The sequence below is a fragment of the Leptospira alexanderi serovar Manhao 3 str. L 60 genome, assembly GCF_000243815.2.
GTDB classification, from domain to species: domain Bacteria; phylum Spirochaetota; class Leptospiria; order Leptospirales; family Leptospiraceae; genus Leptospira; species Leptospira alexanderi.
In genome coordinates this window covers 101,461-120,000 of sequence record NZ_AHMT02000015.1, presented here as the reverse complement: position 1 = coordinate 120,000, position 18,540 = coordinate 101,461, and the positions used below count along the sequence as shown (strand labels likewise).

The following is an 18,540-nucleotide window of genomic DNA, read 5'->3' as shown; positions in this document are numbered from 1 at the left end:
GGTGGTGGTCACAAAATCGAAAAGTCCAACCGGAGAAGGGTGATAGCCCGTGGAAACAAGACCGGAAATATGAGCAATGTCCGCCATCAGTTTCGCACCTACCTCCTTCGCAATTTCAGCAAACTTAGAAAAGTCGATGGTTCTTGCGTAAGCGGAGGCACCCGCAACGATTAACTTCGGTTTATGTTCCCTTGCAAGTTTCGCGATCTCATCATAGTCGATTGTTTCCGTTTTTGGATCCACGCCGTAAGGAATCGGTTTATAAATTCTGCCGCTTACGTTGACGGGAGAACCGTGGGTCAAATGTCCGCCGTGCGCAAGATTCATTCCTAAAAAAGAATCCCCGGGTTCCAAACAAGCAAGAAAAACAGCCATGTTTGCCTGGGCTCCGGAATGAGGTTGAACGTTAGCGTATTGCACACCGAAAAGTTTTTTTGCTCTTTCGATGGCGAGATTCTCCACGATGTCCGCGTTGTGACAACCGTTGTAGTATCTTTTCCCCGGATAACCTTCGGCGTATTTGTTTGTGAGCGTGGAAGTATAGGCTTCCAGAACGGCTCTGGAAACAAAATTTTCGGAGGCGATCATTTCCAGGTTATTTTCCTGTCTTTCGTCCTCTTTTTTTAATGCTGCGAATATCTCTGGATCCGCTTTCGGAAGAAACTGCATCTGGCCCTTCTTTTTGATAATTCCGAGTAAGTCCGATTTAGTTTCTCAGGATGAAATCCATCCTAGAATATTTATTTTCCAAAAGTCGTTTTGCTTCTTTGAAGACCGCTTTCGTAAATCGGAGATCCCTCTCTGAGCCTATTCTGAAAAGACCCAAGGATTCGGCAAATACATGAGAAAGATCCCGGCCAAATTTTAGGGGAGAAAAATCGCTCGGAAGAGACGTCACAAAATCGGAATGTTTTCGATTCTTTCTGTATTCGGGTTCCTCAGGAGGATGTTTGAGCAGTCCGGAAACCCTTTCGATGAGAGAAGGTTTTAAGATCAAGGTACCGTGGTGTATAACCGCATTTCTTTTTCGAAACTGAGCGTTTCCGGAAATTTTTTTTTCCAGGCCTTGTTCCAAAATAGCAAGATCCGATTTTCCACGACAAGAAGCGCTTAACGTTTGTCGCTTTAACGCGCTTACCACCAGACTTAAAAAATAGCCGTAGGATTCCTTTACTTTGTAGAGCTCAGGTTTTACATCCAAGGAAACGAAAAAAGTAAAATTCAGATTTTCCTCGGGATGATGAACGACCGTCCCTCCTCCGCTCGCTCTTCGAACAATTGTGGGAAATTCTTTATCGAAACGTTTTCTATATTTGAAGCCCCGATTAGAATCCGAATCGTTTATTCCGGAAATTTCTTTCGAGTCTTTCGAAATCGAATTTTGATTTCCTGACGCGGTCAAATTTGTTCGGTTCTTTTCGGATTCCAAAGTTAAGTTCAGAATTTCCGGCAAAACCGCACTTTTTTCTTTTTCGCCCGATTCTATAAAATTTCGCAAAACTTCCGGTAAAACTGTATCTTCCGCCTGCTCCGAAAGTCCAAGCACGATGGAAAACGGATTCCTCCAAATTCTAAGTCCCGCTCCGTAACCGGACGATACGAAATGAAGTCCGATCGCTTCTTCAATGGCAAGATTGTAAGCGGCGGATCTCTTTGAGTCTTGTAGGAATGCAAATGTGCGCATAAGATATGAGGACAAAATCCGAATTTTTATTCCAAATTTTTTGAATACCGAAACTATTACAGTTTCAAATATTCACTTTTGAGAATAAAGGATCCTTTCGAAACGATACGCGCCCCCTCTTCTTTGAGACCAACTTTGATGACAATCTCGTCTCCCACGGTATCTCCCGTGATCACTTCGACGGCTTCAAAACTTCCGTCATCGTTCTGAAGAAACACGATGGACTTTCCTTCGATTTCATGAACGGCTTCGAGGGGAACAGTGCGTCTCGGTTCCGCTCCCGTATCGGCGACGATTCCCTTTACCTTTGCGGTTACCGATTGGCCCGGTTTTAATTTTCCGTTTCGGTTAGAAACCATGATTCTCAATTTCGCGGTTCTTTTAACGTTGTCTAAAACGGTTCCTACGTACGCAACTTCACCGCGGATGCCGGGAGATTCCTTATCTCCCAGAGGATAGATATGCGCCTCGGCTCCTTCGGAAATCGTGCCTAGATCTTTTTCATACACTTCCAAAAGAACCATCAAATTGGTAAGATTGGCGATGGTGAATAAATCTTCGTTTCTTGTGACCTGTTGACCTTGAACCGCTTTTCTTTCGGTAACCTCTCCGTTGATCGAACTTCTCAAAACGAGATTGGAAGAAACGTAAATCCCTCTTTCAATCCCCGCGATTTCCGCGGGAGTAAGTCCGTAGTTTTCAAGTTTGATCCGAGTTGTCTCCACTTCGATCTTTGCCGTTTTGTATTGCATATTCGCAAACTCGTAATCTTTCGCGGAAGTTACCTTCATATCGAAAAGTTCTTTTGCACGATCGGCTTGCAACTTTAACGCTTCGAGACTAGCCCTCGCTTTCACGTAAGAAGCCTCTACTTCTCCAAGCACCACGGAAGAAAGAATTGCAAGCGGAGAACCCTGACTCACACGATCCCCTTCTCTCACGAGAACCTTTTTGATTCTCCCTTCGACCGTCGAACCGGCTCTTGCCATACTTTCGGGATCGTAAGAAATCCTTCCGGGAAGAGCAATCTCATCGACCGCTGAAATCTCTTTCAAAGCGACAAACGTTAAGGGATGTCTTTTTAATATTTCTTCGGATACGGTAAACCTGTTTTTATCGACGACGGTTTGCTTTTTCTCATCCGGTTTTTTTAAGAAGAATTTTCTGTATCCGAAATATCCGGCGCTTAAGGCCGCGAGAAGAACGAGAATGATCTTGTATCGTCTTATGAAATAAATCATACGAATCTCCGAGATAGGATTTATTCCCTCTCCGTTTTTTTTCCGACCGCCGCCTTATATATTTCGACCGCGTTGTAATAGAGGTACAACACTTCGTAATAATCTCTGAGAACCGTAAGATAATTTTTCTCGGCTTGGAGAAAGGTTACTTGATCGGACGCGCCGCGGACATACGCTATCCTGGATTTTTGCTCTAACTGTTTGTTTTTTTGTAACAGATTAATTCTTTCGTACTTTGCAAGAAGATCCTCTCTCGCAAGAAGTTCCTTCTTGGAAGCCTCGATCTCTTCGTCGACTTCCCTTTTTTTTGCCTCAAGTGCAAGTTCGAACTTCTTATGTTCTTCTTTTGCGGAAAGAACCTTACCCTGACCTCTGTCGTTTAAAGGAAGAGGAATGGCCGCAAAAACGCCCGCATAGTGTTCATTGCCTTTGATTCTCCATTCTCCCCCGACTTGTACATAACCGAGAGCTTCCCTTCTCTGTAGATCAATGTTAAGCTTTTTCTCTTTGACTCTTTCTTCAAGTGCGGCGATATCGGGACGGTTGACCGTGGTAATCGTGGAATCTCTGAGCCTGAGTCCCAAATCTTCCAAGGATTTAAATCTCATTTCCGTTTTAAACGCAAAGATTCCTTCCGCTTCCCGAATTCCGGAAAGGATTCGAAGTTCTTTTTCCACGAGCTGTCTACGAACAAGCGCGTCGCGGTAGAATTTTTCTACCTGAATTCTTTCCAACTCGAGTCTTTCGTATTCGAGAGGAGAGATGTCACCCTTTTCAACTCGAAATTTCGTAAGTTCCAGAAGATCACTATAATTTTCATAAAATTCTTTATTATAATCTACTAAATTTGTAAGAAAGATATAAGCCCAATAGTTCTGTCTGAGCCTGAGCCGAAAAAGCCTATCAAAGTTGTCAAATTCTCCTAAAACCGCTTCAAAAGATTTTTTTGCCACCTTGGAACGAAGCGAAACCACTCCATATACGTCCAAATCCTGATAAAGCGCCGGCGCCACTTCCATATGTCCTCCTTGAGAGCCGTTGGCTCCGAGAATTTGTGGACCGGACGAGCCCCCTCCTCCGGGGACTCCGATGAACTGCTGTTGGAGTTGTATGGTCGGATTTCTGTAGAGAGAAGCTGTGATCACTTTTCCCCTCTCGATTCTCATATTTTGTTTTTCCGCGAGGTAAAGAGGATTGTTGGAAACCGCATACTCCGTCAGTTTTTCCACATCCCAGTCTATGATCTTTCCGGAAAAAGACGGAATCGGATTGGCCCCAACTTCCGTTTGCGTTTGTTCTTCTTGAAAAATTGGAGACTTTTTTTCGTCAAACTCGGATTTTTTCTCTTCCGTTACAAAATGAGGTTCGAAAGGAATTACTTCCGGATAAATCCAAGACAATGGGAAAACAAATCCGAGAAAACCGAAAACAAAAATTGTATTCGCGAACTTTCCAGGTTTGAACCCGCGCATTCTTCGACTTTCCGTTTTCCCCAAAAAGAAAATCGAAAGCTTAAAACGACTCAAAGCCCCAACTTCATCCCGATACTGCTTCGGAAAATTCCTTACTTCGTTTTTAAAAAACGATTCTCCTCTTGGAGTTCTTAAAACATTCTGTGAAGATACCATTTCCCCTGCACTTTCTTAAAGTATGGATTGATGAGTTCCTTCTCCAGTTGTATATTATCTTTAAATTTAAGTTTCAATTCGCATTCCGTTATACTTTCATAATAAAACTCGACCTCGATTCCCCCCGAAAGCAAAAACAAATCCCGAACCGTTCTTACGTTTTCAGAATTCTTCTGCTTTTTCAGGAGTTCCCGCTCGAAAAAATAAGTCTCGAAATAATTTCCTTTTTTGGAAAGTTCCTTTTTGATCTCTTCTCGGGTCCAAATTCCTTTCAGATCCAAGAGCAATCCGTCTTTTGGAGAAACCCTGTCCGGTAATTTTGAAAAATTTTTCCCTACCGTATCCCCCACCAGGTTTTTTATCAAAAGTAAAATTTCGGCCGTATCCTTACTATGATCTCCTGTGTGACCCGCAAGAAAGATCTTTCCAGCCCGAATTTCCATTTTTTTTAAGTTCGTTTCGGATTCCTGTCCCGAAATCAAACTGTAGGAAAAAGTCAAACCTAAGAAAAAGTATATCCTGCATATTTTTCGGGGCAAAGATCGTTTGGAAAGAAAGTTCATTACTGTGTCCTCAAACAGCAAATGTGCCCAGTCTCTGAAAATCAATCCGAAAGTCGAAGTGTAGTGACGAAATGTATTTGTGTTTGGAGTTTATTTCCAAAACGCGGAAGTGAATCGATATTTTCTTTCGAATAGAACGGTCGGTTGACAAACACTTTCGAAATTTAAGGTAAAATCTTAGTACCAGGAATTTCTAATACGAATTTGGAACCGAATACTTTACCGGGAGTCGTAAAACCAGCTTGGAATTTTCCTTTCTCCACTTTGGCAACGGCCGCTAATGCGGATTCGACCGTAAACTCGTAGACTTCCGCACAACGCATTCGAATCGAAACTTTTTTCGAATTCGCTTCGGTCCAAGCTTCACCCCAAAGAAGAACCGTTCCATTTTTTCTTTTTTCTTCACCGGGGCCTCGGACGGTCAGTTCTACGAGTTTCTGCATTCCTTTGAGAATCAGAGAGTTTTTTAAAAATAAAGCCGTAGGCTGTAACAGTTTCAGAATTTTAGTTTGAAATTCAGGCAAAGAAGAATATACCGTGATGTTCGGAATTCCGGTGGAGATAAAAGAAGTAAAAATGTCTCCCCAGGGAATCGCAAAAAACTCCGCATATTTCCCACTGATCTCCACGACCTTTTTCAAACTCAATTGAGGAATCGTTTCGATCTTTCCGTTTCTCCTTACCCTACTTCCGTGAGGAAGTTGAGCGAGCATACTTTTTAAGGTTCCTCTGGAAATATCCGTAAAACCCGAAAAACCGAGTTCCAAAGTATGTGCCTTGGGAAGTTTTTCCTTGAGCATCACGGCAAGACAATCCGTAGGTACGACATCGAAGCCTACTCCCGGAAGAAGCATTACCTTTTTTGCAAGCGCTTTGGAAGATAGAGAATAAAGCGTTTCATATACGGAAATTTCTCCCGTGATATCCAGATAGTGAACCCCGGATTCGATACAAACTTCCGCCATGGGAAGTGCAGTTTCTATAAAAGGACCGGCACAATGCAAAACCAAAAAACAATCCAAGATTTGGGCCTGAACTTCTTTTGGATTCTCCAAAGAAAAAATCCTGAATGAGAGACCAAGTTCTTCCGCAAGAGGACGAATCTTCGATTCGGATCTTCCTGCAAGAATAGGTTTTTGTCCCCTTTCAACAGCCTTTCTTGCGATCAATTCTCCGCTGTAGCCGTTTGCTCCATATAAAAGCCAGTTCTTTTTCTTAGCCGCCATAAAGGCCAGATTTTTCTCAATCGGAAGAATTCGTCAAGTTTTGACGGAAATTTTCACAAGATACGATCCAAGAATCTATTCCGAGAACTGACTTTGAAACGGTCCGACCTCATTTCACTTCTTGATCATCGTTTAAAATCAGATAGACTTCGACCAAAATCCGTTCGAGGACGCACTTCTCTAGTTTTCGATCCTATATCCAAAACGGATCTAGGATCATACAAAAACACTAGAATCACATATCATCATTCAAGCGCTTTCGCCTCTCATTCCGAATATATCGAAAACGGCTAACATGGAGTTTACGAAAAAGCTTTCGAATCAACCGATTGGCCCTAAGTTTTAAAAAAGATTGAAGTGCAAATATGCGCTTTTACTGATTTCTATATAATTGAGTTCCCAAGATTCTGCCTTTAAACGGGGATTTGCGTTAAAATTAACGATACTCCTTTATGTCAGGGTCAGTAAAACCATTCTTTCCGATTTTTTTCCCCATACATCACTTTTTCCCAAAAGAAGTTCCATCGGATTTATTACACGACATCCCAATTTAGGATGATTCGATTTACTATAACGGTTGTGACGAAAAAACGATCATACTTAGCGGGTGTTTTTGAATTGACCAAGAAAGCATTGAGGAACAATCTTAAAGAAGAACTTTATTAGAGGCGTTATGGAAATCAATCTTGTCACGATCGCAATTCCATTTTTCTTTTTATTGATCTTTCTGGAAATTGGATTTTCCGCGTATCACAAGCGAAAACTCTACCGACTGAACGATTCGATCAACGATCTATCAACGGGAACTGCAAGCCAGGTTGTGGGAGTTTTTTCGAAAACAATTACTTTAGCCGCTTACATTTATATTTATCAAAATTTTAGAATCTTCAACCTTCCTTCTTGGCCAAGCGAAGTTATTCCCGGAGCTATGTTAGGACTGAGTTCTCCGACTTGGGCCTGGATCGTTGTCGTAGCAGTTTGGATCCTTTGTTTTATCTGTTACGACTTAGCCTATTATTGGGCTCACCGTCTGAGTCACGAGGTTAATTTTCTTTGGGCGGGACACGTTGTGCACCATCAAAGTGAGGAATATAATCTTACGGTTGCTTTAAGGCAGGCAAGTCTTCACGGACTTTTTACCTGGGTGTTTTATCTTCCTTTAGCCCTAATCGGTTTTTCTCCGATCGTTATGATTCTGAACGGACAACTCAATCTGATTTATCAATTCTGGATTCACACAAAAGCGATCGATAAACTTCCTCGTTGGTTTGAGGCGATCTTTAACACTCCCTCTCACCATAGAGTTCACCACGGAATCAACCCAAGATACATCGATAAAAATCATGGCGGAACGTTGATCGTTTTCGACAAGTGGTTCGGAACCTTTGAACCAGAATCGGAAGAACCGGTTTACGGAACCGTTAAACCTCTTCGTAGTTTTAATCCGATTTGGGCTAACCTTCACTACTGGTGGGAAATGATCGAACTCGCTTGGCGTTCTCCTCGTTGGTCGGATAAGATCAAGGTTTTCTTCGCCCTTCCCGGCTGGAGACCGGAAGAACTCGGCGGTCAGTATCCGATTCCCGAAGTCCGCCCAAATACATTCCATAAATATGATATTGATCTTCCCAAAGGATTAAGTCTGTATTCTCTCGTTTGGTTTATTATTTCCGTAGCATTGGCGTTCGGAATGCTCGTCAAGATAGGATCTCTTTCTTGGTTCAACATAGGAGTCATCAGTTTGATTACCTTAATTTCTTTGCTGGCGATAGGCGGAATTTTGGAAAGAAAACGCTGGGCTCTTTTTGCGGAGCCGATCCGTATGGCGATTCTAGTCTTCGGCGCTTACGCGCTTTCAGAAGAAATGAATATCACATTAGGTACTCTTGTTCTAGGTGTGGTTTCCATGATGTGGTTTTTAAGCCATAGAAGCGTTTTTGCTTTCATCCAGGAAATCAATCCAGTTCAGGAAATTCTAAAGAGGACCGCTTAAAAACTCACAGACTTACGTTCGGATATCCTATCGAACAGGAGAGCGAACATAATCAATTGGAACATAGTGGAAAGTCATTGTTAGAAAGACAAAAGGAGCAAGACAAAGCCCCTTTTGTCTTTTGGTCGAAAGTTTGTTCCAACAAGGCCCTAAATTAACGTGAGCAGGGTCGTAAGAAAGTTTGGGCGAATAAGAAACTAAAGTGCAACGACTCCCTGAACTCAGGCGCAGAGCTTTCCTGAACTCAGCAAACACCTTCCTATCATAACCTTACCCCATAAATACTTGGATCCGAAGATAAATCTGTCGGAATTACGACAAAATCCCCCCGTGAAACTTACGTCCCACCCTTATTTTTGGGTGGGGGTGGAGGTGGAAAGGCTCTGGAGATTTTTCTCTATCAGAAAATTATACTTCTCGCAAGTAAAAAGCTTTATTCTTGTCGGAACACTTGCGTTTTATTGTATGTAAAGTTCTATCCACTAAAATCTAACCCCTAATCACTAACACGTCGGAACACTTGAAAAATATCAGCTTTTGATCCTTATGATCCCAAAAGCCTCCTTAATTTGTGGGGTTGGTTATGGCTCTCCATGGATCGCGAAAGGTATAACTCAGCAGAACGCTCTCCATGGATCGCGTTCTGGGTCGGTGTTTAGGTCGCTCTGCGGGTCGTCGTCGCAGCTCGCGACCGCGCTTTTCGCTCCAATTCCTTCGGAATTTAACTCAATGTTTCTCCCTACGGGTCGAAACATATAATCGCTTTCGCATTTTGTTATATCGAGCTCACGTTAATAGAGTGTCCAAAATTCTGCGTCTAAATGCTCAAATTAACTGTATTCTATTTTATAGGGATCAGTAAAACTCGGTAGCAGGCCGGGTAAACGTCTTAAAGATTACATTTCGATTTTATTCCGAATTCACTTCTTCCGAATTGAAAATCAAATCAGTTCCCATATTCAACCCAAAAGAGAACTTGAGAATCAAAATGCCCGAACGTTTCTTGGAAATTTTTTACGGAATTCCTTGGAGTACGAATTGTGCACTCAATCTTACATTATAAAAGTTGCAACTATATCGCAAGAGCGTTCTGATTACGCACAAACTCAAGCGACATGAGGAAGTTTCCGATTTGGAACCCAGCAAAGTTCCGGAGTAGATTCGAGAACACTCCTACGAACGGAATCCTTAAACCGAAGAGCGCTTTCATAAACCACATTCTTTTCTAAAAGAGCGGAAGCGATAGCCATCAAACGAATCATTCTCCGATTTTCCTTTAGAGAATCCCCAATCCAAGAAGCAAGTCTCAATTGACAATGACTTTAAGTTATCATAAATTGACCCAAAGTCATCACAAAGGAAAAGATCAAAATGAAACAAAAAACGGTTTTAATGACCGGAACCTCTTCCGGAATCGGAAAAGCGACCGCAATATATTTTCAAAACAAAGGTTGGAACGTAATCGCAACAATGAGAAATCCTGAAAATGCTCGGGATTTGAAAAATCTTCCCAATCTACTTTGCACAAAACTCGATGTAACCAAACCAAACACGATTGAAAAAGCAATCGAAGAAGGAATCAAAACCTTCGGCGAAATTGACGTTTTAGTAAACAATGCCGGATACGGACTCATAGGCCCTTTTGAAGGAGCCGCTAAAGAACAAATTCAAAGACAGTTTGATACGAACTTGTTTGGAGCAATGGATGTGATTCAAAAAATCCTTCCTCACTTTCGAAAAAAAAGAAAAGGTCTAATCATTAACGTCGCTTCCATGGGAGGAAGAATTACAATCCCCCTTTATAGCCTATATCATTCTACAAAATGGGCTTTGGAAGGATTCACAGAATCGCTTCAATACGAATTACATCCTCTCGGAATCCGCGTGAAACTTATCGAACCGGGAGCGATCGCCACTGATTTTATCAGTCGTTCTTCCGAGTCCACTTCCGAGAAAGCTCCCGAAGAATATAAAAAATTCTCCGAAACGGTTTTCAAAAATATGGAAAATGCAATGATGGCCAGCCGTTCCGAAACCGTAGCTAAAGTAATTTTTAAGGCCGCCAAAAGTCCTTCCAAACGATTTCGTTATGTTGTAGGAACAGACGCTATCGCTCTTTTAGGATTACGTAAATTTCTTTCTGATCGAATTTTTTTCAGAATAATTAAACTTGCCTTGCTCAAGTCCACGAAGGTAGCGTAATTTCGATTTTAGGAGTGAGTCGTATGTTCGGAAATCGAATTCAAAAAATTTCTTTCTTATCTCTGATTCTTTTTTTGGGAATTTTTATTTTAGTCATTTTACAAACAAGTTGTCTCAGTTCTTTCGGAGGAACTCCGGAAGGAAAACGACTCGAAAAAATGCGAACCTCTAAAATGTACAAAGATGGAAAATTCGAAAATGATCCCTTCGTTCCCAATATTGTTTCCGGAACTTATACAAATATCATCTGGAGACAACTTTTCGGAAACGAACAAAGAACCCCTCCCTCTTCGATTCCGGTGATCTATCCGGATCCAAAAAGTTTTTCTCCAAACACGGCTCCGGGATTAAGAACGATTTGGCTTGGTCATGCTTCCGTTTTGGTCGAAATCGACGAAGTGAGAATTCTCACGGACCCAGTATTTTCAAATAAGGTTTCTCCGTTCAAGAGTATGGGTCCGGAAAGATTTTTCCCGCCTCCGATTTCTCTGGAGAATCTTCCTTCAATCGATGCGGTCGTAATTTCACATGACCATTACGATCATCTGGATATGAATACCGCCAAATATCTGGCTTCCAAGGGAACGAAATATTTTGTCCCCTTGGGAATCGGCGCTCACTTAGAACATTGGGGAATTTCCGAAAATCAAATCATCGAGTTGGATTGGTGGGAAAAGGGAAATGTCGGTAAAGTTGAGATCGTCTGCACTCCTGCGGTTCACTATTCCGGAAGAGGACTCTTGAATGGCAAATCCACTCTTTGGGCTTCTTGGAGCATCATCGGTCCTGAAAATAAATTCTTTCATAGCGGGGATACCGGTTATTCTCCGCATTTTGCGGAAATCGGTAAACGCCTCGGTCCCTTCGACCTAACTTCGATTAAGGTCGGAGCCTACGATATCACTTGGGAAGGAATTCATATGAATCCGGAAAAGGCGGTTCAGGCACATCTCGACTTAAAAGCCAAAAGAATGCTTCCGATTCATTGGGGAACATTCAATCTGGCGATTCATCACTGGGACGAACCGATTCTCCGAACTGTAAAATCCGCAAAACAATACCAAATCGACTTAGTCACTCCGAAACCGGGAGAAGTTGTCGTCGGTGGAACGACCTTTGTCTCCGAAGCCTGGTGGGAGAAAGTCCGTTAGTGACGCCTACATTCAAAAGATTAACTTTTATACAATAGGTTTCACCGAACTCACGTTGTATTATCAAATTTGGAAAAAAGATTCCAAAAACTGAAAAGATCGTTTTGAAGGTTATAAACTATCCAAGAAAACGCCAGAGTTCCGACGCTTCGAGTTGCGAGGGTTAGGCATACAAAGTCCTAAAACTATGTTGGCGCATATTATGAAACCTGACGAACAAATTCAAGAAATGAGTGTTGATGCAATCTGACATAGTTGTAAAGAAAAACAGCCTGTTTTTGGGCGGTTTAAATTTGTTTAAAAGTATTATAGAAACCGTTTTTCTTTTCTTGGCAACTTTTTCCAGAAGTTATGGTCGGAACTCCAGCCTATGATTCGAGAATCACATGGCCATTTTTCTTTTTGTTAGTCATTGATAACTGCTTGTAGCAAACGAAACCGGATTATCCATCCAGTTTGGACATAATTCCGACCAAAATTCTGTCTCTTAACCTCTCTAAAATCACTGGAAATACTTGACTCATAGTGCAGTGCCAAAAAAATATCATTGTGCGACGCACAAATTAAAATTCTCGGTGGTACTACAGTGATGAATTTTCGCAGAATGACCCAATTTCATTTTCGATATGTAATTTTTCTGCTCTTACCTTTCGGCTTCCAATTGCTTTTGGTACCACTTGCGGGAGCGCTCAATCAAAAGAAAAACATTCTGGATGAAGAATCTATCGAAATCGCAACCATTCAAGCCTACATCTCGGAGATCCGACCATCCCTTTCCTCGGAATCACTCCAAAAACTCTCCCAAGTCATTCTCCAAGAATCCAGAAGACTGAATATAGAATCCTGTAATTTTCGTTGCTCCGACACAGACAAAGTGAGCCTACTGATCGGCCTCATTCATCTAGAATCCCAGTTCAAAGCAACGGCCCGTTCACCCAAGAACGCTCGTGGTTTTATGCAAATTATGCCTACAACCGCAAACTGGCTTTCCCAAAAAGAAGGTTGGAAAATCAACCTGAACGATCTCCACAAACCAGAAGTTAATATCCACCTTGGAGTTTCTTATCTGAATTATCTGTTGGATCTGAGAAAGGGAGATACCGCTAAGGCCCTCCTTTCTTACAACGCCGGCCCCGGTGCGGTCGATCGTTGGGGTGGGATTCCTGAATACAACGAAATCATTCTTTCCAACCAATCCCATTATTTGGAACTAAGAGAAAAAATTGCAAATTCCATTCCATAAATTTTCCGATCCTTACTTCTTTAAAGAACCGTCGCTTTCGATGTGGTTATCCCGTTCTATGGTCGTTCGACGGATCGCGTTAACTCGAGCGACTCGGCTCCCTACCATCACCTTACCCACAAGTAATGGGATCTCAAGATCAATTTGTCGGAATTACGACAAAATCCCCCGTGAAACTTAGTTCCCACCCTTATTTTTGGGTGGGGGTGGAGGTGGAAAGGTTCGGGAAATTTTTCTCTATCAGAAAATTATACTCCTTGCAAGTAAAAAGTCTCATTTTTGTCGGAACACTTGCGTTTTATTGTATGTAATGTAAAGTCCTATCCACTAAAATCTAACCCCCTAATCACTAACACGTCGGAACACTTGAAAAATATCAGTTTTTGATCCTTATGATCCCAAAAGCCTTCTTAATTTGTGGGGTTGGTGATGGGCTCCCTACGGATCGCGTTAACTCAGCGAAACGCTCTCTACGGATCGCGTTTCAGATCATTCGACAGGACCCAATCCGATTTATTGAAATATTTATCCTCTAACTCCCGAAGAATCCCGGTTCGCTCCAACTCCTCAAGAAAGAATTCAAAATTCCTAATAAACACTAGATCTCCGTACGGAAATGCCGCGCTGATATCTTCCCTTTGTACAAGCTCGAGTAAGGGTCGGAAGTTGGAAGCAATTGATTTGTCCTTGAGTAAAAGTCCCTTGATATAGAAAGAATCCGCGACTAAACAATTTGCCGTTCCATTCTTAACCGCTTCCCAAGCGGCAAGAGTATCTCCATAAGTAAAAATACGATTGTTCTTGAATTTTTTCAGAAGATATTCGTGACGATTGGAAAAAGATCTGACCGCAAACGTAACTCCATTCACATCCGCTAAATCGAGGATACTTCTGAAATTCTGAGTCGTGATAATGTTTCCTTCCGGGGGAGGAGGAAGCGCGGATTTTCGAATCAACGCGGCGGGAGTTGAAACCAAATACGCCTTACTGAATTTCACTTTTTTGGATCTTTCAAGATTACTTGAGATTCCGGATAATGCAATATCCGCTTCCTTTTTTTTAATTGCATCCGCAAATTCATTGAATTCCTGATAAGAAACGAATCTATATTTTACTCCGAGAAAGTCTGCATAAGCTTTTCCCAACTCGTAATCAAAACCCGGATAACCCTCCTTTGCGTTTACAATATAAAAAGGTTCGTAGGCGGAATCACCGGTGACTCTCAATTCCCCCTTTTCCAAAATTTCTTTAAGCCGGGACAAATTATAAAATCTGAATGTGTTTTCCTCCGCTTCCAAGGAATATCCCACTTCGTTTATATCGCAAAGAACCACCAAAAAAACGAAAAGAAAAGGTTTTATCGAAATTCCTCTTATAGAATTTTTAATACGGTTTACAATGCCTAAAAACGGAACTAAAATCCATCGGATATACGATCGGGAAGTTTTGATTTCAAACAGATCCTCAGAAAATTCCCATTGACTCACTATAATAATCCTCTCATACAAAGCCGAACGAAACTTAGTCCGAATCATTTTGAATTCAAACCCAAAAGCAACTCTAATCTTCTCCGAGCTCTGAAAGATTTTTATAATATTCTAAACTTTCCGGATTACTAAGAGCTTCCTTATTCGTTACGGATTCGCCTTGAACGGTTCTTTTGACGGCAATCTCCACTTTTTTCATATTAATCGTATATGGAATATCAGCAACCGCAAGGATTTTAGAAGGTACATGTCTAGGAGAAATTTTTTCCTTAATTTCTTTTTTCAAGGTTTGAATGAGAGAATCGTCTAATTTTTTTCCGGGAGCCATCTTTAAAAATAAAACAATCCTTACGTCTTCTTTCCAATCTTGACCTATAATGACGGAATCGGCGACTTCGGAAAAAGTTTCGATCAGACTGTAAAGATCGGCGGTTCCGATTCTCACCCCGCCCGGATTGAGGGTCGCATCCGATCTTCCATAAACGACAAGACCGCCGTTTTTCTTAAGTTCCACAAAGTCCCCATGACACCAAACTCCGGGAAAAGATTCAAAATATGCGGATTCGTATTTTTTTCCTTCGGGATCTTTCCAGAAGTAAAGAGGCATGGAAGGAAAAGGTTGTTTACAAACAAGTTCTCCCTTTTCTTCAACCACGGATTTTCCGAATTCATTCCAGACCTCTACGTCCATTCCAAGACCCCTGGACTGAATCTCTCCTTCGTAAACGGGAAAAACTGGATTCCCCAACGCGAAACAACCGTTAAGATCGGTTCCTCCCGAAATCGAAGAAAGTTGAAGATCCTTCTTCCAATTTTGATATACGTATCGAAAACCCGCCTCAGTTAAAGGAGAACCAGTAGACAACACAGTCCTCATCGATGAAAGATCGAAATCCTTCGGCTCAAAGCCCAACTTTTCCAAAGTAAGAATGTATTTCGCTCCCACTCCGAAGACATCGGCCCTCTCTTCGGAAGCGATACGAAATAAAATTTCCGGCCCGGGATGAAAAGGATTTCCATCGAATAAGACGACTGTCGCTCCTACGGATAAGGAACTTACAAGCCAGTTCCACATCATCCAGCCGCATGTCGTATAATAAAAAATTCTTTCTCCGGCTTTGAGATCGCAGTGGAGCACCAACTCCTTCCAATGATTGATCAATACGCCTACTCCCTGCACCATACATTTCGGAAGTCCGGTTGTTCCGGATGAATACATGATATACACCGGATGATCGAAATCGGCTTGATGGAATTCCGGTTCGGCTCCTTGGTTTTCCCGAAGAATAGTTTCCAAAAAATGAATATTCTTTTTAGGATAGTCTTCCGGAAGTTCCGTGTCCGTCTGATTTTTAAAATGCAGAATTCCTTTTTTGTAGTCCGATACGATCACCGCTTCGAGCGAAGAAATGGACGCAAGAATTTGAGTCAGATTCTCCGCAAGAGATAAATCCTTTCCCTTAAACGCGTATCGATCCGTGGTAAACAAAACCTTCGGGGTAATTTGCCCGAATCGATCCAACACTCCCTTGACTCCGAAATCCGGTGAACAAGAACTCCAAATCGCTCCGATGGAAGTTGTTGCGAGCATTGCAATCACAGTCTCGGGAACATTCGGCATCAGCCCCGCGATTCTATCCCCGGGCATCACTCCCCTTTTTTTCAGATCCTTTCCGAGAGCTCCCACGTAAGAGCGCAATTCTGAATAACTGATTTCTCTTCTGGAACCGTCTTCTCCTCTATAAATCAAAGCTGGATAGGAATCAGTCCTTCGGAGCAGATTCTCCGCAAAATTGAGCTTAGCTCCCAAAAAAAATCTAGAATCCGTAAAATTCAGCCCGGTCCGATACGGGATTTCGTACTTTTTAGAATGAACGATTTCGGAAAACTCCCAAATACTTTCCCAAAAAACTCCGACATCCTTTACAGACCAAGCCCAGAGTTCTTCGTACGAAGAAAAATGAAGGTTTTTTCTCTCCCTGAGAAACTTTTGATATCGGCTTAAATTGGAAGATTCGATCCGAGTGGTGGAAGGCGCCCATAATTGTTGATGCATGTAAAAACTCGATTCCGTTTTTTCGTTCTCTATTACATTTTTTTAAAAGGTCGGGTCAACATGAATTTTGATTGAGAAACGGAACACTCCGTATATGCTTAGAGAAAATAAATCCGAAAACGAGAATCTCCATTGAGCTCATTCGAACACATCCATTTCGCCGAAATCATCCTTATCGCGTCCGGAATCATTTATGCTCTGCACGGCTTGATTCATCAATTGATCGTAGGAGGCGCAGTCGGTTTCTTTCAACTCCGAGAAGAAAGACAATCTCGTTTGATCTTAATGATGTGGATCACTACCGGAGCTTTTATGAGTTTCTTGGGATTTCTTCCTGCGATTCTGATTTTGCTCTTCGGGCCCCAACCTCCGGTGATAGCGACCTTAATTGCGGAAACAATCGCTGTCGGATTCTTATCTCTTCACATTTTTCTCTCGGGGTATCAGACTCACACACAACCTGTAAAAATAGGTTTTTTTTCAGTCTCGGTTTTGCGATCGTTTTGATTCTTTACCTTTTGAATCTTTGTGTCTGAATTTGTCTCAAATCCATTTTGGGAAATTATCGGATTATAAAAAACGTGAAACAAACTTTAGTAAAATTTAATTTTACCGCCAAATAACTGGTCGAAACGAAACTAAAATGAAACACTACTTTACTTACAAAGACGACAAGTCCGATAAATTCTGGAATATTGAAATATTAAGTTTATATTTCATAAATTTATCTCCAGCAGATATATGCTAGTGTATTTCCTTGATGCATATACTGTTTTAAAGAAGAAAATATCCTTATTTTCAATCGCCGGAACTACCCAAGCATAATTGTCAATTTCCACAATGATTAAGATTTGATTCGGATATTTTTTCATATTCGAATGTTTTAAAATATCTAAAACTGATCCAGATTCAATTTTAATAAATACCCTTTTCAAAGCTAATATTTCGCTCAAACTTTAAAACTTCGTTTTTATTATTATCCCAATCAAAGATCACTTATCTAGATTATTAGATGTGTGCCTACTGATTTCTACATAAACGAGTACCGCCAATTTTGACACAAACCCCATTTCGACGCAGAATTTTGGACACTCTATTATGTAGGGATGAGTAATATCAATACAAAGACTTTAATCCGATATCTTGCTTTTTGCTAAAAGAATCCTAAAATTAATCGAACCGAGTAATGTTACGGAGCGACTCTGAATTTTTTCCAAGAAGAATCCTCATCTTTCTCGAACACAATTCTATCGTGCAAACGACTGGAACGTCCCTGCCAAAATTCGATTCGGTCAGGATGAACCGCATAACCTCCCCAATGATCCGGAAGATCCACTTCCTTACCTTCATATAGTTTCGAAAATTCTTCAAAGCGTTCTTCTAAAAATTTACGATTCGGAATTTCATAACTCTGAGGAGAGACAACCGCGCCGATCTGGGATCCTCTGGGTCTGGAATGAAAGTACAGGTTCGATTCTTCTCTAGAAACTTTCTTTACGCTTCCTTCGATCCGTACCTGACGTTCCAACTCGGACCAAAAAAAAACAAGACAAGCCCTCGGGTTCTCTTCCAATTCCCGTCCTTTCTTACTTTCATAATTCGTACAAAAGACGAACGAGTCTTCCAGGATTCCCTTGAGAAGAACGATTCTTGCGTTCGGTTTTCCTTCCTTGGTCGCCGTAGCAAGAGCCATCGCATTCACTTCCAAAACTTCCGACAAGACGGCTTCCTCAAACCATTTTTGAAAGAATGAAATCGGATCGTCTCCGATATCTTTCATATCCAAAGAAGATAAACTGTAATTCTTTCTAATTTCTGAAATTTTAGAGTTCATATCGGTTACATTCAAAAAATAGGAACAGCTTTAAAGTAAAAGAAAAAATTTGAATTCCATTTTTCATTTTCGGGAGTCCGGTCTTATCCACAAAAGGTCCATATTATACGACAAATCCTCGAAGAAACTTATCATCAGAATTTTCCTAGTTCAAGTCCGGAGTTTACACTTGAATTTTTTCGGAACAGAAATTTTTCTCAACTCCCTTAGCAAAATTCGAATATGAGTTTTT

15 protein-coding genes and 1 pseudogene (1 of these 16 only partly in view) are annotated in these 18,540 nt (G+C 41.4%); 5 read left to right on the top strand and 11 right to left on the bottom strand.

Annotated elements, in window-relative coordinates; genetic code table 11:
* From glyA to LEP1GSC062_RS04395, 6 genes are all read right to left on the bottom strand, one after another.
* A protein-coding gene (gene glyA / locus LEP1GSC062_RS04420; protein ID WP_010578519.1) for a serine hydroxymethyltransferase crosses the window boundary here: on the bottom strand, window positions 1-669 show its 5' portion. 579 nt of this gene lie to the left of the window's left edge; 669 of the gene's 1,248 nt are visible here — the first part of the coding sequence; the start codon lies at window positions 667-669; its stop codon lies beyond the left edge, outside the window.
* 37 nt (window positions 670-706) lie between these two features.
* Window positions 707-1,684, bottom strand: a complete 978-nt coding sequence (locus LEP1GSC062_RS04415; RefSeq protein WP_010578520.1) for a lipoate--protein ligase family protein — start codon at window positions 1,682-1,684, stop codon at window positions 707-709.
* A 56-nt stretch (window positions 1,685-1,740) separates the two neighbouring features.
* Complete coding sequence (locus tag LEP1GSC062_RS04410; RefSeq protein ID WP_010578521.1) at window positions 1,741-2,925, bottom strand: efflux RND transporter periplasmic adaptor subunit; 1,185 nt, start codon at window positions 2,923-2,925, stop codon at window positions 1,741-1,743.
* A 20-nt stretch (window positions 2,926-2,945) separates the two neighbouring features.
* Window positions 2,946-4,553: a TolC family protein gene (locus LEP1GSC062_RS04405; RefSeq protein ID WP_010578522.1), complete on the bottom strand. Its 1,608-nt coding sequence runs from the start codon at window positions 4,551-4,553 to the stop codon at window positions 2,946-2,948.
* Complete coding sequence (locus LEP1GSC062_RS04400; protein ID WP_020983490.1) at window positions 4,529-5,116, bottom strand: hypothetical protein; 588 nt, start codon at window positions 5,114-5,116, stop codon at window positions 4,529-4,531. Before LEP1GSC062_RS04400 ends, LEP1GSC062_RS04405 begins: the two co-directional genes overlap by 25 nt.
* A gap of 164 nt (window positions 5,117-5,280) precedes the next feature.
* On the bottom strand, window positions 5,281-6,342 hold the full coding sequence (locus tag LEP1GSC062_RS04395; protein ID WP_010578524.1) for a saccharopine dehydrogenase family protein: 1,062 nt from the start codon (window positions 6,340-6,342) through the stop codon (window positions 5,281-5,283).
* 673 nt (window positions 6,343-7,015) lie between these two features.
* Here LEP1GSC062_RS04395 and LEP1GSC062_RS04385 point away from each other — a divergent pair.
* The gene (locus LEP1GSC062_RS04385; protein ID WP_010578526.1) at window positions 7,016-8,335 is read left to right on the top strand and encodes a sterol desaturase family protein; all 1,320 of its coding nucleotides are present in this window, start codon (window positions 7,016-7,018) and stop codon (window positions 8,333-8,335) included.
* 1,106 nt (window positions 8,336-9,441) lie between these two features.
* On the opposite strand, the gene LEP1GSC062_RS23565 is transcribed toward LEP1GSC062_RS04385, so the two are convergent.
* Window positions 9,442-9,597, bottom strand: coding sequence for a hypothetical protein (locus LEP1GSC062_RS23565; protein WP_020983569.1), 156 nt, complete (start codon window positions 9,595-9,597; stop codon window positions 9,442-9,444).
* A gap of 109 nt (window positions 9,598-9,706) precedes the next feature.
* Here LEP1GSC062_RS23565 and LEP1GSC062_RS04375 point away from each other — a divergent pair, with 109 nt between their 5' ends.
* The 3 genes from LEP1GSC062_RS04375 to LEP1GSC062_RS04365 all read left to right on the top strand — a co-directional run bounded on the left by LEP1GSC062_RS04375 (window position 9,707) and on the right by LEP1GSC062_RS04365 (window position 12,931).
* Window positions 9,707-10,537, top strand: coding sequence for an SDR family oxidoreductase (locus LEP1GSC062_RS04375; RefSeq protein ID WP_010578528.1), 831 nt, complete (start codon window positions 9,707-9,709; stop codon window positions 10,535-10,537).
* Window positions 10,538-10,560: 23 nt separating this feature from the next.
* Window positions 10,561-11,688, top strand: coding sequence for an MBL fold metallo-hydrolase (locus tag LEP1GSC062_RS04370; protein ID WP_010578529.1), 1,128 nt, complete (start codon window positions 10,561-10,563; stop codon window positions 11,686-11,688).
* 589 nt (window positions 11,689-12,277) lie between these two features.
* Entirely contained in the window at window positions 12,278-12,931 is a 654-nt protein-coding gene (locus LEP1GSC062_RS04365; RefSeq protein ID WP_039941190.1) for a lytic transglycosylase domain-containing protein, read from the top strand.
* A 470-nt stretch (window positions 12,932-13,401) separates the two neighbouring features.
* Here the strand turns inward: LEP1GSC062_RS04365 and LEP1GSC062_RS04355 are convergent, their stop codons facing one another.
* Window positions 13,402-14,418, bottom strand: coding sequence for a substrate-binding periplasmic protein (locus LEP1GSC062_RS04355; RefSeq protein ID WP_020983508.1), 1,017 nt, complete (start codon window positions 14,416-14,418; stop codon window positions 13,402-13,404).
* 73 nt (window positions 14,419-14,491) lie between these two features.
* Window positions 14,492-16,474, bottom strand: coding sequence for an acetoacetate--CoA ligase (locus tag LEP1GSC062_RS04350; protein WP_020983578.1), 1,983 nt, complete (start codon window positions 16,472-16,474; stop codon window positions 14,492-14,494).
* A gap of 132 nt (window positions 16,475-16,606) precedes the next feature.
* On the opposite strand from LEP1GSC062_RS04350, the pseudogene LEP1GSC062_RS04345 reads away from it, so the two are divergent.
* Window positions 16,607-17,010 (top strand): annotated as a pseudogene (locus tag LEP1GSC062_RS04345) (hypothetical protein).
* Between the two features lie 180 nt (window positions 17,011-17,190).
* On the opposite strand, the gene LEP1GSC062_RS04340 reads toward LEP1GSC062_RS04345, so the two are convergent.
* Window positions 17,191-17,427 (bottom strand): hypothetical protein, encoded by a 237-nt coding sequence (locus LEP1GSC062_RS04340; RefSeq protein WP_020983546.1) that lies wholly within the window; start codon window positions 17,425-17,427, stop codon window positions 17,191-17,193.
* Between the two features lie 236 nt (window positions 17,428-17,663).
* Window positions 17,664-18,308, bottom strand: coding sequence for a pyridoxamine 5'-phosphate oxidase (gene pdxH / locus LEP1GSC062_RS04335; RefSeq protein ID WP_020983505.1), 645 nt, complete (start codon window positions 18,306-18,308; stop codon window positions 17,664-17,666).
* Window positions 18,309-18,540: the final 232 nt, after the last annotated feature.

What these genes read in the sequence shown, in the direction of transcription:
- LEP1GSC062_RS04415 (WP_010578520.1), bottom strand. Translation starts at nt 1,684, where the DNA reads ATGCGCACATTTGCATTCCTACAAGACTCAAAGAGATCCGCCGCTTAC.
- LEP1GSC062_RS04410 (WP_010578521.1), bottom strand. Translation starts at nt 2,925, where the DNA reads ATGATTTATTTCATAAGACGATACAAGATCATTCTCGTTCTTCTCGCG.
- LEP1GSC062_RS04405 (WP_010578522.1), bottom strand. Translation starts at nt 4,553, where the DNA reads ATGGTATCTTCACAGAATGTTTTAAGAACTCCAAGAGGAGAATCGTTT.
- LEP1GSC062_RS04400 (WP_020983490.1), bottom strand. Translation starts at nt 5,116, where the DNA reads ATGAACTTTCTTTCCAAACGATCTTTGCCCCGAAAAATATGCAGGATA.
- LEP1GSC062_RS04395 (WP_010578524.1), bottom strand. Translation starts at nt 6,342, where the DNA reads ATGGCGGCTAAGAAAAAGAACTGGCTTTTATATGGAGCAAACGGCTAC.
- LEP1GSC062_RS04385 (WP_010578526.1), top strand. Translation starts at nt 7,016, where the DNA reads ATGGAAATCAATCTTGTCACGATCGCAATTCCATTTTTCTTTTTATTG.
- LEP1GSC062_RS23565 (WP_020983569.1), bottom strand. Translation starts at nt 9,597, where the DNA reads ATGATTCGTTTGATGGCTATCGCTTCCGCTCTTTTAGAAAAGAATGTG.
- LEP1GSC062_RS04375 (WP_010578528.1), top strand. Translation starts at nt 9,707, where the DNA reads ATGAAACAAAAAACGGTTTTAATGACCGGAACCTCTTCCGGAATCGGA.
- LEP1GSC062_RS04370 (WP_010578529.1), top strand. Translation starts at nt 10,561, where the DNA reads ATGTTCGGAAATCGAATTCAAAAAATTTCTTTCTTATCTCTGATTCTT.
- LEP1GSC062_RS04365 (WP_039941190.1), top strand. Translation starts at nt 12,278, where the DNA reads ATGAATTTTCGCAGAATGACCCAATTTCATTTTCGATATGTAATTTTT.
- LEP1GSC062_RS04350 (WP_020983578.1), bottom strand. Translation starts at nt 16,474, where the DNA reads ATGCATCAACAATTATGGGCGCCTTCCACCACTCGGATCGAATCTTCC.
- pdxH (WP_020983505.1), bottom strand. Translation starts at nt 18,308, where the DNA reads ATGAACTCTAAAATTTCAGAAATTAGAAAGAATTACAGTTTATCTTCT.